13 protein-coding genes are annotated in these 15565 nt (G+C 63.9%); 7 read left to right on the forward strand and 6 right to left on the reverse strand.

The annotated features are described in order from the left end of the window. The first annotated feature begins 160 nt into the window (after positions 1 to 160). From ACNKU3_RS16685 to glsA, 4 genes are all read left to right on the forward strand, one after another. On the forward strand, positions 161 to 1102 hold the full coding sequence (locus ACNKU3_RS16685; protein ID WP_418260684.1) for a homocysteine S-methyltransferase family protein: 942 nt from the start codon (positions 161 to 163) through the stop codon (positions 1100 to 1102). Between the two features lie 72 nt (positions 1103 to 1174). Beyond that, entirely contained in the window at positions 1175 to 1489 is a 315-nt protein-coding gene (locus ACNKU3_RS16690) for a 4a-hydroxytetrahydrobiopterin dehydratase (protein ID WP_418260685.1), read from the forward strand. Further along, positions 1473 to 1793: an antibiotic biosynthesis monooxygenase family protein gene (locus ACNKU3_RS16695; protein WP_418260686.1), complete on the forward strand. Its 321-nt coding sequence runs from the start codon at positions 1473 to 1475 to the stop codon at positions 1791 to 1793. Before ACNKU3_RS16690 ends, ACNKU3_RS16695 begins: the two co-directional genes overlap by 17 nt. 130 nt (positions 1794 to 1923) lie before the next feature. Continuing rightward, the gene (glsA, locus tag ACNKU3_RS16700; RefSeq protein WP_418260687.1) at positions 1924 to 2946 is read left to right on the forward strand and encodes a glutaminase A; all 1023 of its coding nucleotides are present in this window, start codon (positions 1924 to 1926) and stop codon (positions 2944 to 2946) included. A gap of 49 nt (positions 2947 to 2995) precedes the next feature. Here glsA and ACNKU3_RS16705 read toward each other — a convergent pair whose 3' ends face one another. From ACNKU3_RS16705 to ACNKU3_RS16730, 6 genes are all read right to left on the reverse strand, one after another. Then, positions 2996 to 3433, reverse strand: a complete 438-nt coding sequence (locus ACNKU3_RS16705) for a DUF4334 domain-containing protein (protein ID WP_418260688.1) — start codon at positions 3431 to 3433, stop codon at positions 2996 to 2998. A gap of 127 nt (positions 3434 to 3560) precedes the next feature. Beyond that, on the reverse strand, positions 3561 to 5240 hold the full coding sequence (locus ACNKU3_RS16710; protein WP_418260689.1) for an AMP-binding protein: 1680 nt from the start codon (positions 5238 to 5240) through the stop codon (positions 3561 to 3563). Beyond that, complete coding sequence (locus ACNKU3_RS16715) at positions 5240 to 6382, reverse strand: acyl-CoA dehydrogenase family protein (RefSeq protein ID WP_418260690.1); 1143 nt, start codon at positions 6380 to 6382, stop codon at positions 5240 to 5242. The genes ACNKU3_RS16710 and ACNKU3_RS16715 overlap by 1 nt, the downstream gene beginning before the upstream one ends. Positions 6383 to 6598: 216 nt before the next feature. Next, on the reverse strand, positions 6599 to 8926 hold the full coding sequence (locus ACNKU3_RS16720) for a TonB-dependent receptor (protein WP_418260691.1): 2328 nt from the start codon (positions 8924 to 8926) through the stop codon (positions 6599 to 6601). 77 nt (positions 8927 to 9003) lie between these two features. Continuing rightward, the gene (locus ACNKU3_RS16725; RefSeq protein ID WP_418260692.1) at positions 9004 to 10047 is read right to left on the reverse strand and encodes an NAD(P)H-dependent flavin oxidoreductase; all 1044 of its coding nucleotides are present in this window, start codon (positions 10045 to 10047) and stop codon (positions 9004 to 9006) included. A gap of 33 nt (positions 10048 to 10080) precedes the next feature. Then, positions 10081 to 11235, reverse strand: a complete 1155-nt coding sequence (locus ACNKU3_RS16730; protein ID WP_418260693.1) for an acyl-CoA dehydrogenase family protein — start codon at positions 11233 to 11235, stop codon at positions 10081 to 10083. A 165-nt stretch (positions 11236 to 11400) separates the two neighbouring features. On the opposite strand from ACNKU3_RS16730, the gene ACNKU3_RS16735 reads away from it, so the two are divergent. Genes ACNKU3_RS16735 through ACNKU3_RS16745 form a run of 3 tightly spaced genes read left to right on the forward strand, consistent with a single transcriptional unit; the run spans position 11401 to position 15511 of the window. Further along, on the forward strand, positions 11401 to 12027 hold the full coding sequence (locus ACNKU3_RS16735) for a TetR/AcrR family transcriptional regulator (RefSeq protein WP_418260694.1): 627 nt from the start codon (positions 11401 to 11403) through the stop codon (positions 12025 to 12027). 48 nt (positions 12028 to 12075) lie between these two features. Beyond that, complete coding sequence (locus ACNKU3_RS16740) at positions 12076 to 13284, forward strand: acetyl-CoA C-acetyltransferase (protein ID WP_418260695.1); 1209 nt, start codon at positions 12076 to 12078, stop codon at positions 13282 to 13284. Positions 13285 to 13339: 55 nt separating this feature from the next. After that, entirely contained in the window at positions 13340 to 15511 is a 2172-nt protein-coding gene (locus tag ACNKU3_RS16745) for a 3-hydroxyacyl-CoA dehydrogenase NAD-binding domain-containing protein (protein ID WP_418260696.1), read from the forward strand. Positions 15512 to 15565 lie beyond the last annotated feature (54 nt).

The raw sequence follows: 15565 nt of genomic DNA on the forward strand, positions 1-15565 counted from the left end.
TGATTACGCGCAAGTGATTGATTGCCTTTAGAAAGTAAATAAACACAAAACCGTACCAGTGGTCCACTGGATGGAAATCGCGCCCGGGATTAAAGTTCCTGCCACCGTGAAGTGGCCATTCCGACGCACAAGACATAAACCGAACTGGAGTACGGAAACCATGAATACTAGAACCGAAAGCCTGCGCGCTCAACTTGGCGACCAGCCGCTGTTAACGGATGCAGGCCTGGAGACGGATCTCATCTTCAACCACGGCATCGACCTGCCGAACTTTGCCTCCTTCGACCTGCTCTCCACCGACTGGGGGCGGGATGCACTGGTGAACTACTACCGGCGCTACCTCGACCTGGCCCGCGACTACGGCACCGGGTTTATCCTGGAGACCCCCACCTGGCGCGCCAGCGAAGACTGGGGCAGCCAGATGGGCTACAGCGCCGACGACCTGGACGGGGTGAATCGCGCCGCGGTGGAACTGATGCAGGCCCTGCGCCAGGACTACGCGGATGTCTCCCCGGTGCTGGTCAGCGGCAACATCGGCCCGCGCGGCGATGGCTACGCCGTGCAGACCCGCATGACAGCCACCGAGGCGCGTGACTACCACGCTAAACAGATAGCGGCCTTTGTCGCCGCCGGGGCGGACCTGGCCAGTGCATTTACCCTCAACTACATCGAGGAGGCGCAGGGGATCGCCCTCGCGGCGAAGGAAGCCGGTATTCCTGTGGTACTGTCTTTCACCGTGGAAACCGATGCCCGCCTGCCTTCCGGCGAGGGACTGGAAGCCGCGGTCAGGGCGGTGGATGAAATCAGCGACAGCTATCCGGTGTATTTCATGATCAATTGCGCCCATCCCACCCACTTCAACCCGTTGTTGCGCGAAGGCGGCGCCTGGCTGCAGCGGATCAGGGGCATCCGCGCCAATGCCTCCAGGTGCAGCCACGCGGAACTCGACGCCGCCGAGGAACTGGATGCGGGCAATCCCGAGGAATTCGGCAGCGACTACCGCGAGCTACGCCAGTTGCTGCCCGGCCTGCAGGTCTTCGGTGGCTGCTGCGGCAGCGATTACCGGCACGTTGCGCAGATAGCCGCGGCCTGCTTCCGCTAGGTCTTCACCCGGGACTTCTACTGTTTCTGCACAGTCTATACTGTGCAGAAACAGCCACACCGGAGGTCTGCCATGTCCATTGCTCCCCTGATGCCAGATGAAGTGAATACCCGACTGCATGACCTGCCCGACTGGGAGCTGAAAGACGCGAAGCTGCACCGCACCTTTGAATTCAAGGATTTTGTCAGTGCCTTCGGCTTCATGACCCAGGTGGCGCTGCTGGCGGAGCGAGCCAATCACCACCCCGAATGGAGCAACGTCTACAACTGTGTGACCATTGACCTCACCACCCATGAGGCACACGGGATCACCACCCGGGATTTCGCCCTGGCCACCGCCATCGACCGGCTGGAAGAGGTACACCTGCCCGATGCACTTCATCTTTGAGGTCACCATGGCGCCCGGCTACCCGCCGGAGCGCTATGCCGATGCCTGGGTGCGCGCCAGCGAGATCATCCAGCAGGCGCCGGGGGCGATGGGTACCCGCCTGCACCGCAAGATCGGCCAGCCGGACACCCTGCTGGCCATCGCCACCTGGGAATCCAAGGCCCGACGCGACGCCATGGAAGGCACTCCAAGCGAAGAGGTGCAGCGCATCATTGCCGAGCAGGCGGAGTTTGTGAATGTGCGTGTGATCGGCGAATACGAGGCGCCGGAATGGGAGGTCATTCCGCAGGCGCAAAATCGCTGAGCCCGGGCAATACTCCCGTTACCCGCACCCCAAAACCCGGCATCACCAGCGGCGGCGAGGGGCCTCGCCCGCTTGTCGCCCCCGACCTGCCAGTCTAAGCTCATCCCATTCCCGTACAGAGTGGCAAGCCATGAAACTGATTTTACGCTCCAGCTTCACCGTGCTGATCGCCCTGGGCACTCTCTGTGCCCAGTGGGCACAGGCGGCCAGCCCCAGCCCCGACCAGCTGCAGCAAGTGGTGGACGCGGCCTATGCCCGGTTCAAGGATGTGACCGATGGCAAGAACGCCGATTACATTCCGATCCTCGCCACCGTGCCCAGCGATATGTTCGGCGTGGTTATCGCGACCAAAGACGGCAAGATCTACAGCGCCGGTGAACTCGACTACGTATTCTCCATCCAGTCTGTCTCCAAACCCTTTACCGCCTCGCTGATCATGCACGAGCAGGGCGCAAAAACCCTGCGCGAGAAGATCGGCGTTGAGCCCACCGGCCTGCCCTTCAACTCCAAGCTGGCGCTGGAACTCTACCCGGAACGCTCGGTGAACCCGCTGGTCAACGCCGGGGCAATTGCGGCGGTCAGCCTGGTGGAAGCCAGTAGCGAGGAAGAGCGCTGGCGCAAGGTGCTGGGCAACATCAGCGACTACGCCGGTCGCCCGCTCAATGTACTGGAGGAGGTCTATAACTCCGAGTACGAGAGCGCCTGGAGCAACCGCGGTATCGCCAACCTGCTGTACAACTACGGCCGCCTTTACAGCGACCCGGAGGAGGCCCTGCGGGTCTACACAAAGCAGTGTTCCATCGGCATCAACACCGTGGACCTGGCGATGATGGGGGCCACCCTCGCCAACAGCGGCGTCAACCCGAAAACCGGCAAGCGCCTGCTGGATGCCGAGGACGTGCCGGAACTGCTGGCCATCATGGCTACCGCTGGCTTTTACGACGAGTCCGGTGAATGGATGTACAGCGCCGGCCTACCGGCAAAAACCGGGGTGGGCGGCGGTATCGTCGCCGTGGTGCCCGGCAAGTTCGCCATCGCCACCTTCTCACCGCCGCTCAATGAGGCGGGCAACTCGGTGCGCGGGATGAAGGCGATCCGCTACATCGCCGGGGAACTGGGTGTAGGGCTGTACGGCCCCAACCACGAGGAATAAACGGAAACGGGCCTGTGCGGCTCGCACAGGCCGGGGCCGCCAGAACGAATCAGAGCCGGCGCAGGTAGAAAAACAGCGGGGCCGGCACCCCCTTGTAGTCCATCACCCCCAGAACGGTATCGTCATCGAAGGCGCGGAAATAATCGATGACCGGATGCACATCGTAGATCATCGCGGTGGTCACGCCGCCGCGGTATTTCACCTCGCGCAGGGAGGCCTGTCCCATCACTTCGCTGATCTCTCGCCCTCCACCATCGGTGGAGACGATTATCGGGTACACCTGGTTCGGGTCCACAAACTTCTTCCCCACCCAGTTGAGCGCGGCGAGCCTGCCCTCGCCCGGGTGCCCGGTCGCGAGCAATCCGCCGGACCAGTCACCCTGCAGTTGCCCGGGTTCGACCGCGGCCAGGCTGTCGAAACAGGCGAAGAGTGCTTCCTCGTCGTAAGGGGCAGGCTTTTCCAGCAGGACTTCAAGTAGCGGGGCCATAGCGGATATCTCCGTAACAGCTATTCCTGGGGCATTCTGCCCCTACACACCGATGCGGGCGACCACCTGCACTCGCACTGCCCGCAGTCGTGCGGCCGGCAAGCTGACATGATCGAAGTTCCCACGCCTACTCCCAGATCACCTTGCGCTGCATCTCCCGCCACTCCTCCGCGCGGTGCAGGTACCGGTCTTCGACGGCTTCGCGGCGCAACTTCATGGTCGGTGTCAGCATGCCGCTCTGGATGGTCCAGGGCTCGTTGACGACCACGAGGTAGTCCAGCCGTTCGTGCTCCTCCAGGGACTGGTTGGTGCCCTCCACCAGGGCAGCCAGTTCCGATTCGATGCGTTCGCGGCCAGCGGCCAGATCCAGTTCCGGCGACAGTACCACCAGTGCGAAGGGCTGCGGCTCCCCCGGCCCGGTGGCACAGGACACCTCGACAAAGGGGTGGGCGGCAAGCTTGTTCTCGATCGGCACCGGGGCCACGTACTTGCCCTTGCTGGTCTTGAATAGCTCCTTTACCCGGCCGGTGATCTTCAGGTAGCCGTCATCGGAAATCACCCCCCGGTCACCGGTGCGGAAGAAGCCGTCCCCGGTAAGCAGTTCGTTCGATACCTCTTCCATGCGGTAGTAGCCCAGCATCTGGCCGGGACTTTTCACCAGCACCTCGCCGCTCTCGTCGATACGGCATTCGACTCCCGGCAGCGGCACGCCAACGTAACCGGGACGCGCGGCGCCGGGCGGCGAGGCGTGCGAGGTCGCGGCGTTTTCACTCATGCCGAACACGTCCAGCAGTTCCAGGCCGAGGCCGCGGTACCACTGCAGGATATTCGAGGGCATCGGCGCGGCCCCGGTAAAACACAGCCGCGCGGCGTCCAGTCCCAGTTGGGTAAGGATTTTCCTTTTCACCACCCCTGAAACCAGCGGCAGCGAAAACAACAGCCGCTGGCGAGATGGCGGGATATGCGCGTTCACCGTCTGGTAGAACTTGGTCCACAGGCGCGGCACGCTGAAGAAGCGCGTGGGACGCGCCCGCTTCAGGTCCGCTGCAAAGGTTTCCAGGGAGAGATTGAAAAACAGCGGGAAGCCAAAGACCAGCGAGGGCATCTCCACCGCCACCCGCTCGGCGACATGGGCCAGCGGCAGGTAGGACAGCATGCGATCCGTCGGCGAGGGGTGCCACACCTCGGCAGTACTGCGGCAGGGCGCGGTCAGGGAGTGAAAAGAGTGCATGACGCCCTTGGGCCTGCCGGTGGTCCCGGAGGTATAGACGATGGTCGCCAGGTCGTCGACACCGCGGTGCTCGATGGTCGCCAGCGGCGGGTATTCGCGCTGGATGTTCTCCCAGGTCTGCCCGCGCACTTCCGGCGAATCCGGCAGGCGCACCAGCGGCATCTGTGCAGGAATAATTTCCCGTACCTCGTTCCAGCTGTCGTCCACCCCGCCGAGGCGGCCGACAAAGAACAGGCCGGCGGCGCAGTGCTCAAGGATATACTGCGTCGTCTGCGCATTGAGCGTCGGGTAGATCGGCACGCTGACGTGGCCGGCCATCCAGATAGCGAGGTCGGCAATCACCCAGTGGGCGCAGTTCTTGCCCGAGAGGATAATGTTACTGCGCGGCGGCAAGCCGAGGGCAAGCAGGTAACTGGCCAACCGGCGCGCCTGCTCGTCGACCTGCCGCCAGCTCAGCTCGATGACACTGCCGTCGGCGAGCGGCTGGGTGAGGTAAGTGCTGTCGCCCTGTACCTCGACCCAGTGCGCAAGGGCGTGCAGCGGCGAGGGAAAGTCGAGCCTGGTCGCGGCGTTCATCAGAGGCTCCGGGCGATCAGCTCTTTCATGATCTCGTTGGTACCGCCGTAGATACGTCCGGCGCGCGAATCGATGTAGGCCCGGGCGATGGGGTACTCGAGCATGTAACCGTAGCCGCCGTGCAGCTGTACGCCCTCGTCGACCACCCGGCAGAGCATTTCCGAGGTCCACAGTTTGGCGGCGGCGGCGGCCTCCGGCGTCAGCGCATTGTTCAACACCTGCTCGATGCAGCGGTCGACAAACACCTGGCCGACGGCGATCTCGGTTTTCATTTCCGCCAGCTTGAAACGGCTGTTCTGGAAGTCCGCCACAGCCTGGCCAAAGACCTTGCGCTCGCGGGTGTATTCCAGCGTGGTGTCCAGCGCCGCCTGGGCGGTGGCCACGGAGAGGATTGCGATGATCAGGCGCTCCCAGGCCAGTTCGCGCATCAGCTGGCCGAAGCCCGCGCCTTCCACCTCGCCCAGCAGGTTGCTTTGCGGCACGCGCACATTGTCGAAGAACAGCTCGCAGGTGTCCTGGGCCTTCATGCCCACCTTGTTGAGCGGTTTGGCCTTGGTGAAACCCTCGCGCCCGGCTTCCACCAGGATCAGCGACAGGTCTTTCGCGCCGGACCCACTCTCGCCGGTGCGGCAGACCACCACGGCGATATCGCAGAGATAGCCGTTGGTGATGAATATCTTTGAGCCATTGATGACGTAATCATCGCCGTCCTTCACCGCGGAAGTGCGGATCGACTGCAGGTCCGACCCGGTACCAGGCTCGCTCATGGCAATCGACCCGATCGCCTCGCCGCTGGCCATTTTCGGCAGCCAGTGTTGCTTCTGCTCCTCGCGGCCGAAATTCAGGATGTAATTGGCGACGATGTCGGAGTGCACCGCAAAACCGGGCCCGGTGGCGCCGCAGTAGCTCTGTTCCTCCATCAGCACCGCGCTGTAGGAGCGGTCCACGCCGATACCGCCGTAGGCCTCCGGCACGGTCAGGCAGAGCAGGCCCAGTTCGCCGGCGCGGTACCACAGGTCGCGGTCCACGTGCTGCTGGCGCTCCCAGGCCTCGTGAAAGGGGACGACTTCCGTCTCCATGAAACGGCGCACGGTGCGGCGGAATTCCTCGTGCTCGGGACCGTACAGGGTTCTCGGCAACATCTGTTTCTACTCCTTTTCCAGGCGCCCTGTGCCGGCGCCGGGTGGCTATTTTCTGCGGGCCCTACAGCTTACGCCCGCCTTCCGGCCAGGAACAGCTGGCTGTCCCGGCCCCACTGCCAATTCGCGTCGGGCTCGCATTCCAGCGCCCCGACCGCTGGATAAAAAGCCCGTGAGCTGCCGCATGTCGGCGCGCAGCCCACGGGAACCCCACCGTGATCAGAACGACCCGCGCAGCGTCAGGCCGTAGGTACGCGGGAAGTACACGTAGGCGTTCGCATCGCCGCTTTGCAGGGGCGAATTGAAATGCTGGGTCACGAAACGCTCGTCGGAACAGTTCTGGCACCAGGCCGAGACACTCCAGACACCGGACATGGAGCGCAGGCCCAGGGTGGCGGTGTAGGTGGTCTGGTCGTCTTCCTTGAAGTCGTTGGAGGTGTTGGTATAGATCTCGCTCTTGTAGGACAGGCCGACCCGTCCGAACAGCGCCAGGTTGTCGCCCAGCGGCTGGTCCATGTTCAGCGCCAGGTTGGACGCCCAGTCGGGCGCCCGGGCGAATTCGCGGTCCGCCAGGTTACCGATGATCGGGTCGTTGCCGAATTTCGCCTCCGCCAGGTGCACGACATCGAATTCCAGGGTGAAGGACTCGCTCAGCAGGAGCTGGTTCTCCAGCTCGAAGCCGTAGACTTCCGCATCCGGCGCGTTGTCGATGGAGAAGCGGGTGCCGAGGAATTGCGCCACCTGCAGGTCTTCGATGTCATTGTAGAAGGCCGCGAAATTCGAGCGCGCATGACCGCCGAGGTAGTCGGCCTTGAAGCCTATCTCGTAACCGTCCATGAATTCCGACTTGTAGGTCGGGTCCTCGGGAATTGCGCCGGGCGTAATTGCGGGGTTGTTGGCCACGGTACCCGCCGCGGTGTTGTCGATATTCACGCCGCCGGATTTATAGCCGCGGCTGTAGGACACGTAGGCCATCAGCGAATCGCTGAAGCGGTAGTCGAAGGCCAGCGAGCCGGTGAGCGCGCTGTCGTCGAATTTATCCTTGTACTCCGGGCCGGGCTGTACACCGAGCACGGTGAACACGGTGTTCGGGACCGGCGTGAAGTAGACCTGGTCCATCTGCCCTTCCTTCTCGTCCTCGGAGTAGCGCAGGCCCACGTTCATGCCGAAGCGCTCGGTAAAATCGAGGTTCCAGTGCATGAAGGCGGCGTAGCTCTTGCTGGAAGCGGGCATGTGGGATTCCGCCCAGATACCCGCGGTGGCGTCGGCGATGCCGGGGGGCAGCCCCTGGAACCCCAGCAGGGTATCCCAGTAAACCTGCGCCTGGTCGCCCCAGACCAGTTGGTTGCCCGCGTCGATATCCTCGTCCGCGTAGTACAGGCCGAACACGTAATCCGCCGCGTCGAAGGGACCAAAGCCATCGAGGTCCCCGCTCAGGGTCAACTCCTGGGAAAACATCTCGGTTTCCAGGTACTCGTTGATACTGAAGATGTTGGCACCGGTGAAGTCCGCATCCATGTTGTCCTGTTCTATGCGCCAGTCGCGGTAGCCAGTGACCGAGTTCAGCACCTGGCCCCCGGGCAATTCCCAGTTCAGCGTGAGCACCGCGCCCTGGTCCTCGATCTGCTGGTCCGTATCGAAGCTCAACACCTGCTCGTAGTCGTCGAAATCCGCGGACGGCAGTTTCTTGCCGCGCGCCAGGATCAGCGCGTCGATCAGCGGCTGGGTGGGTCCGTCGACGGCGTCCACCTGGCCGTAACAGCAGTTGTTCTGCTCGTCGGACCAGTCGAGGATGAGGTGGGCCTCGAAGTTGTCGGAGGGCGCAAACAGGAACTGGGCTTTCAACGCGCGCGGCTTGCGGTCGTTGTATTCGCCGCCGTTCGGGTTGTCGATGATCCCCTCCTGCTCGCCCCACAGGCCCGCGACGCGCACGGCCATGGTTTCGCCCACCGGCAGGTTGAGGGCGCCGCGGACCATGCGCTTGTCGTAGCTGCCGACGTCGATGCTGTAGTCGACGATCATCTCGTCCAGGGTCGGCGCGCGGCTGGTCAACAGCAGCGCGCCGGCACTGGTGTTCTTGCCGAACAGGGTTCCCTGGGGACCGCGCAGGATCTGCAGGCTGTCGATATCCAGCCAGTTCTGCATGGCCTGGCCGGCGCGGGTACGGTAGACGCCATCGACAAAGACCCCGACCGCGCCCTCGAAGGCCCGGCTGTTACCCACCGTACCGATACCGCGAATCAGGATATTCGCGCTGTTCGCGGCGCTGTTGGTGACGTCGAACTCGATGGTCGGGGATATCTGCTGGATGCCCATGATGCTGTCGACCCGGGCCATTTCCATGTCGTAGGCGGACACCGCGGTGACCGCCACCGGTACGTCCTGCATGTTTTCCACCCGGCGCTGGGCGGTGACCACCACTTCCTCCAGCTGGAAGGCCGTGCCGCCATCGGCGGCCGCTACCGGACCTGTGGTCAGCGCCGCTACCGCCGCGGCGAGCACGCCATTGGCCAGCGCGCGGTTTGAGGTATTCAGTTTGTTCGCCATGAGATCAGTCTCCTGAGCTAGTTATAATTAGTTCTCTTGCCCCGGCGGGGCGGTCTTCCCGTTTCCTGGCTTTCTGTTCAATGGATGTTCTGTCGGGAAGCCCCCTCCTCCGCCGTCGCGCCAGCGTCGTTGCTGGCCAGCGTTCCGGCGGCAAACGCCGCATTCACCCGCTGCAGCTCAGCGCGCGCTTCGGTGACCATCCTCGCCAGCAGTTCAGCGCAGCTGGGGATGTCCTCGATCAGGCCGATAACCTGGCCGGCGGTCCAGATACCGTCCTCGATGTCACCGCCTTCCAGCACTTTCTCGCGACCGCGCACGCCCGCGACCAGCGGTTGCAGGTCGGCGAAGTCGGTCGCGCCAGGCTGTCCCTCGATGGCCAGCACCTGCTCGGCGACACTGTTGCGGAAGACCCGGGCGGTGTTGCGCAGGCTGCGAAAAATCAGCGCGGTCTGGCGCTCGTCGGCATCCACCATGGCCTGCTTGAGGTTGTGGTGCACCGGCGCTTCGCGGGTTGCCACGAAGCGCGTGCCCATATTCACGCCCTCGGCGCCGAGCAGCATCGCCGCCGCCATCTGCCGGCCATTGCCGATGCCCCCCGAGGCGACCATCGGAATGGACAGTTTCGCGGCCGCCGCCGGCAGCAGGACCAGGTTGGTGACGTCGTCTTCACCCGGATGGCCGGCGCACTCGAAACCGTCCACGCTCACCGCGTCACAGCCGATCGCCTCGGCCTTCAGCGAGTGGCGCACCGAGGTGCATTTGTGGATGACCTTGACGCCGTGCTGCTGGAACAGCGGCATGAACTCTTCCGGGCTGCGCCCGGCGGTCTCCACGATGCGCACACCGCCATCGATGGCCGCCTGCGCGTACTCCGCGTAGGGGACCGGGTTGATCGTCGGCAGCAGGGTCAGGTTGACGCCGAACGGCTTGTCCGTAAGGTCGCGGCAGCGCTGGATCTCCCGGTAAAGCTCCTCAGGGGAGGGCTGGGTCAGCGCGGTGAGAATGCCGAGCCCGCCTGCATTGGATACCGCTGAGGCGAGTTGGGCGCGACCGACCCACATCATCCCCCCCTGGATGATGGGCACCTCGATTCCCAGCAATTCGGTGATACGCGTACGCATTAGTTTCTCCTCTGCCCCGCCTGTGCCTTCCGCTCAGGCATCGCGGTAATCCAGGCCCATCTTGCGCGCGATGATTTCGCGCATGATCTCGCTGGTGCCGGCGTAGATGCGGGAAATACGGGCATCGGCATAGCGCCGGGAAATCAGGTACTCGTCCATGTAGCCGGCACCGCCGTAGAACTGCAGGCACTGGTCGACCACCCTGCCCTCCAGCTCCGAACAGAACAGTTTGACCCGCGCCGCGTCCTCGGCGGCCAGCGCGTCCCTGTTCAGCTCGGTCACGCAACGGTCGAGGTAGACCTGGGCGATGTCGATCTCGGTCTGCAGGCTGGCGAACTGGAAGCGGGTGTTCTGGTAACTGGCCACCGGACGGCCGAACACCAGGCGCTCGCGGGTGTAGTCCAGGGCCTCGGCCATGGCGGCGCTGGCATTGGCCAGCGAGCAGGTGGCGCTTTGCACCCGTTCCTCGGCGAGGTTCTCCATCAGGTAGTAGAAACCGCGGGCCGGATCGCCCAGTGCGTTGCCCCTGGGAATCCGCACACTGTCGAAGAACAGCTCGGCGGTGTCCTGGGCCTTCATGCCCAGCTTTTCCAGGTTGCGGCCGCGGGAGAAACCTTCCATTCCGCGCTCCACCAGGAACAGGCCTATAGCGCGGTCACCGGCAGCGGGGTTGCGCGCGGCCACGACGAAGAGGTCGCCGATAATTCCGTTGGAGATATAGGTCTTGGTCCCGCTCAGGCGCCAGTGGTCGCCGCAATCCTCGACCCGGGTTTTCATCGCGGCGAGGTCGGAACCGGTATCGGGCTCGGTCATGGCAATGCCGAGAATGGTCTCGCCGCTGATGCAGCCGGGAAAGAAGCGTTGTTTCTGCTCTTCCGAGGCCAGCCGGCCGAGGTAGCGGCCCACCAGCCGGTTGTGGGTGCTGAGGAAAATATCGCCACAGGCGACCCGGTAGAGTTCCTCGATCAGGATCTGGTCGTAGCGGAAATCGTTGATGCCCAGGCCGCCGTACTGCTCATCACCCCACATGAACAGGAAGCCCTGCTCCCCCGCCTTGCGGAAGATGTCGCGGTCCACCGCGCCCTGGCGGCGCCATTCGTCCATATGCGGAACCGCTTCGGCCTGCAAAAAACGGCGGACCGATTCGCGGAACATATGGTGCTCGTCGTGGAACTCGCTGCGCTGCATTTCTTATCCTCATTCGCGACTGGAATGCATCCTAGATAATTTACTTGTTTGTTGCAAGCATGTTTTAGTGCTAATCTTCTCCGCGAGTGGGGGCAGCAGAGACCTGCGCCGGCAATTGACGGATACTCGGGCTTCCCCCACCACGGCAATAAAGAGGAATTTTCAATGGCCAAGGCCGAGAAACGACGCACCCAGGCGGAGCGCTCCGCGGAATCCGACCGGCAGATGTTCGATGCGGCGATCCAGCTGATCATCGAGCGCGGACCGGAGCGCACCACGCTGACCGATATCGGTATCAGCGCCGGCTACAGCCGCGGGCTGGCCGCCTACCGCTACGGCACCAAGGACGTTTTTTTCGCCGCCCTGATCGGCCACCTGCACCTGTCCTGGTGCGAGGAGCTGGATAAAACCGTCGGCGATTCACAGGGGCTGGACACCGTCATCCTCGCGGTGAGCGCGCTGCAGAACTACGTCAAGAGCGCGCCGGACGAGCTGCGGGCGATGTTCAACCTCTACTACTACAGCATCGACCACCACTCGGAGATGACCCAGGCGCTGGACAAGATTCACTCCAGCCAGCGCCGCCAGGCCATGCAATGGGCGGAGGAGGCCATCGCCCAGGGCCAGGCACATCAACAGCTTTCCCGCGAGCGTTTCGCGGAACAGTACTGCGCACTGATTTTCGGGGCGATTTACCAGTGGCTGGTGAATCCGAAAAAAGTCGCGCTGGCCGAACTGCTGGAGAGCTGCAAGCACAGCCTGCGGGCGATGCTGCAGATTCCCTCCGGCTAAACCGCGGTGACTCTGCGTCCCCGCCCACCTGAATTGAAGGACTGACTGATGCCAGAACCCGCATTTATCTATGACGCCCTGCGCACCCCACGTGGCAGGGGCAAGCGCGACGGCTCGCTGCACGAGATCAAACCGGTCGCGCTCGCCGCGGGGCTGTTGCGCGCGCTGCAAAGCCGCCACGACCTCGACACCAGTCGCGTGGACGACGTGGTGCTGGGCTGTGTCTCGCCGGTGGGGGAACAGGGCGGGGACGTCGCCAAGACCGCAGTGCAGTTTGCCGACTGGGACAGCAGCGTCGCCGGTGTACAGCTCGACCGGTTCTGCGCATCGGGCCTGGAAGCCGTCAATATCGCCGCACAGAAGGTGGCCTCCGGCTGGGAGGACCTGGTCGTGGCCGGTGGGGTCGAATCGATGTCGCGGGTGCCGATGGGCGCCGCCGGCGGCGCCTGGATCAACGACCCGGAAATGAGTTTCCACGACCGCGCCGCGCCCCAGGGCATCGGCGCCGACACCATCGCCACTCTCGGCGGCTGGAGCCGCGAGGACGTCGATGCCTTCGCCCTGCAATCCCAGCACCGCGCCGCGGCCGCGCGGGACCAGGGCTACTTCGACCGCTCGGTGGTACCGGTCACCGATCTCAACGGCATGACCATCCTCGCGCGCGATGAATTCATCAAGCCGGACACCACGATGGAAGCCCTGGCCGGCCTGAAACCCTCCTTCGAAATGCTCGGCAGTATGGGCTTCGACGATGTCGTTCTATCGAAATACCCGCAGATACCCGTGATCAACCACGTCCACACCCCGGGAAATTCCTCCGGCATCGTCGACGGCGCCTCCGCGGTGCTGATCGGCAGCGAGGCCGTTGGCAGGGAGCTCAACCTGACGCCCCGCGGGCGGGTCGTGGCCACCGCGGTGCTGGCCAGTGACCCCACCATCATGCTGCTCGGCCCGGCGCCCGCGGCGCGCAAGGCGCTGGCAAAGGCCGGCCTGCAGGTGGGCGACATTGACCTGTGGGAGATCAACGAGGCGTTCGCGTCGGTGGCGCTGCGCTTCATGCGCGACCTCGATATCAGCCCGGAGATCACCAACGTCAACGGCGGCGCGATTGCCCTGGGTCACCCCCTGGGGGCCACCGGCGCCATGCTGGTAGGCACGGTGCTGGATGAACTGGAACGGCGCGGACTGAAGCGCGCACTGGTAGCCCTGTGCGTCGGCGGCGGCCAGGGAATCGCCACGATTATCGAACGCGTCTGACACTGCGCGCCAGGGCAACGACGCCAACAACAGGATTCTGAAGAGGGAACACAGCATGGCAGAGAACCTGCACGGATTTATCTACGACCGCGACACGGACGGCATCGTCACCGTGACCATGGACATGGACGGCCCGGTAAACGCGATGAACGCCCAGTTCCGCGACGCCATGGCCGCCGTCGTCGAGCGACTGGAAAAGGAAGACACACTGAGCGGCGTGGTCATCGCCTCGGCCAAGGACACCTTTTTCGCCGGCGGCGACCTCAAGGACATCCTGGCGGCGGAAAAAGGTGAAGAAGCAGCGCAGTTCCAACTGGTTGAGAGCGGCGTCAAGGCGCCCCTGCGGCGGCTGGAAAAACTGCCGGTACCGGTGGTGGCGGCGATCAACGGCGCGGCCCTCGGCGGCGGACTGGAGATCTGCCTGGCCTGCAACTACAGGCTGCTGCTGGATTCCCCGGCCGCGCAGATCGGCCTGCCGGAAGTCACCCTGGGCCTGCTGCCCGGCGGCGGTGGCGTCGTGCGCTCGATCCACCTGCTGGGCCTCAAAGCCGCCCTGCCCTACCTGCTGGAAGGACGGCGCCTGAAACCTGCCGAAGCCCTGCAGGCCGGCTACGTGGATCAGCTGGTGGCGACTACAGAGGAACTGGTACCCGTCGCAAAGGCCTGGATTCGCGCCAACCCGGATGCCTGCCAGCAACCCTGGGACCGCAAGGGCCACAGGATTCCCGGCGGCGACATCTGGAACCCCGAGGTCACCCAGGTCCTGTCTGCGGCGCCGGCGATGACCTTCAAGCTGACCCGCGGCCTGCTCCCCGCACCGGAGCGGATCCTTGCAGTAGCGGCAGAGGCCGTAACCGTGGACTTCGACACCGCGCTGCGCGCCGAATCCCGCGGGCTGGCCTACCTGATGACCACGCCGCAGGCGAAGAACCTGATTTCCTCCGGCTTTTTCCAGATGAACCGCATCAACAGCGGCGCCAGCCGACCCCAGGGCATCGAGCGCAGCGCGGTGAGAAAGCTCGGCATCCTCGGCGCCGGCATGATGGGCCAGGGCATTGCCTACAGCTCCGCGGTCGCCGGCATCGAGGTGGTATTGAAAGACATCAGCCTGGAGGCGGCGGAGAAAGGCAAAGCCTATACCGCCAAAGTCTTCGACAAGCTGATTGCCCGCGGCAAGAAAGGCGAAGCCGAAAAGGCCCAGGTACTCGCGCGCATCCTGCCCACCGACGATTACGCTGAGCTGGCCGGTTGCGACCTGATTGTCGAGGCTGTGTTCGAGAACATGGCCCTGAAAAACACTGTCACCCGGGACGCGGAACCACAGCTCATCGACGGTGGCGTGTTCGCCTCGAACACCTCGACCCTGCCGATCACCCAATTGGCGCAGGCGAGCCGGAACCCGGAGAACTTCATCGGCATCCACTTCTTTTCCCCGGTGGACAAGATGCCGCTGATCGAAATCATCTGCGGCGAAAAGACCAGCGACGCTACCCTGGCCAAAGCCTTCGATTACGCCCGACAGATCCGCAAGACCCCGATCGTGGTCAATGATTCCCTCGGTTTCTACACCTCACGCGTCTTCGGCACCTACATGGACGAGGGCGCGCGCCTGCTGAAGGAAGGCCTGGACCCGGTGCTGATCGACGCCATGGGCAAGCAGGTCGGCATGCCGGTGGGGCCGCTGACGGTACAGGACGAAGTGAGCCAGGAACTCACCCGCAAGGTGGCGGAAACCCACCGCGAACTGGGCGTATTCGGCACTCGCAGCGACAACAGCTTCAACGCGGACCTGGCGGAAATGATGGTGTTGGAGTTCGGCCGCGGCGGACGCTACCACGGCGGCGGCTTCTACGAGTATGCGGAAGACGGCAGCAAGCAGGTCTGGCCGAAGCTCTACGAACTGTTTCACAAACCCGAAGTCAGCCTGCCGGAGGAAGACATCAGGGATCGCATCCTGTTTCGCCAGGCCATCGAGAGCATTCGCTGCCTCGAGGAGGGCGTGCTGCGCTCGGTGGCGGACGGCAATGTCGGCTCCCTGCTGGGCATCGGCGCGCCGGCCTGGAGCGGCGGCTTCCTGCAGGTGGCGAACACCTGGGAATACCGGGGTAAACGCGGCCTGCCGGCCTTCCTGCTAAGGGCCGATGAATTGACGGAACGCTACGGCGAACGCTTTTCCCCACCGGAAATCCTGCGCGAGAAGGCCGCAGCCGGGGGCGAGTTCGCCTGAGGAGAGTGGCATTTTGCAAAGCACTGTTTGCTAACAAGACCTGATAAATAAGAA

The sequence above is a fragment of the Haliea sp. E17 genome (genome assembly GCF_048323675.1).
GTDB lineage: Bacteria > Pseudomonadota > Gammaproteobacteria > Pseudomonadales > Halieaceae > Mangrovimicrobium.

Bases quoted from the DNA above. Each gene is read 5' to 3' on its own strand.
- ACNKU3_RS16685 (WP_418260684.1), top strand. From the start codon at position 161: ATGAATACTAGAACCGAAAGCCTGCGCGCTCAACTTGGCGACCAGCCG.
- ACNKU3_RS16690 (WP_418260685.1), top strand. From the start codon at position 1,175: ATGTCCATTGCTCCCCTGATGCCAGATGAAGTGAATACCCGACTGCAT.
- ACNKU3_RS16695 (WP_418260686.1), top strand. From the start codon at position 1,473: ATGCACTTCATCTTTGAGGTCACCATGGCGCCCGGCTACCCGCCGGAG.
- glsA (WP_418260687.1), top strand. From the start codon at position 1,924: ATGAAACTGATTTTACGCTCCAGCTTCACCGTGCTGATCGCCCTGGGC.
- ACNKU3_RS16705 (WP_418260688.1), bottom strand. From the start codon at position 3,433: ATGGCCCCGCTACTTGAAGTCCTGCTGGAAAAGCCTGCCCCTTACGAC.
- ACNKU3_RS16710 (WP_418260689.1), bottom strand. From the start codon at position 5,240: ATGAACGCCGCGACCAGGCTCGACTTTCCCTCGCCGCTGCACGCCCTT.
- ACNKU3_RS16715 (WP_418260690.1), bottom strand. From the start codon at position 6,382: ATGTTGCCGAGAACCCTGTACGGTCCCGAGCACGAGGAATTCCGCCGC.
- ACNKU3_RS16720 (WP_418260691.1), bottom strand. From the start codon at position 8,926: ATGGCGAACAAACTGAATACCTCAAACCGCGCGCTGGCCAATGGCGTG.
- ACNKU3_RS16725 (WP_418260692.1), bottom strand. From the start codon at position 10,047: ATGCGTACGCGTATCACCGAATTGCTGGGAATCGAGGTGCCCATCATC.
- ACNKU3_RS16730 (WP_418260693.1), bottom strand. From the start codon at position 11,235: ATGCAGCGCAGCGAGTTCCACGACGAGCACCATATGTTCCGCGAATCG.
- ACNKU3_RS16735 (WP_418260694.1), top strand. From the start codon at position 11,401: ATGGCCAAGGCCGAGAAACGACGCACCCAGGCGGAGCGCTCCGCGGAA.
- ACNKU3_RS16740 (WP_418260695.1), top strand. From the start codon at position 12,076: ATGCCAGAACCCGCATTTATCTATGACGCCCTGCGCACCCCACGTGGC.
- ACNKU3_RS16745 (WP_418260696.1), top strand. From the start codon at position 13,340: ATGGCAGAGAACCTGCACGGATTTATCTACGACCGCGACACGGACGGC.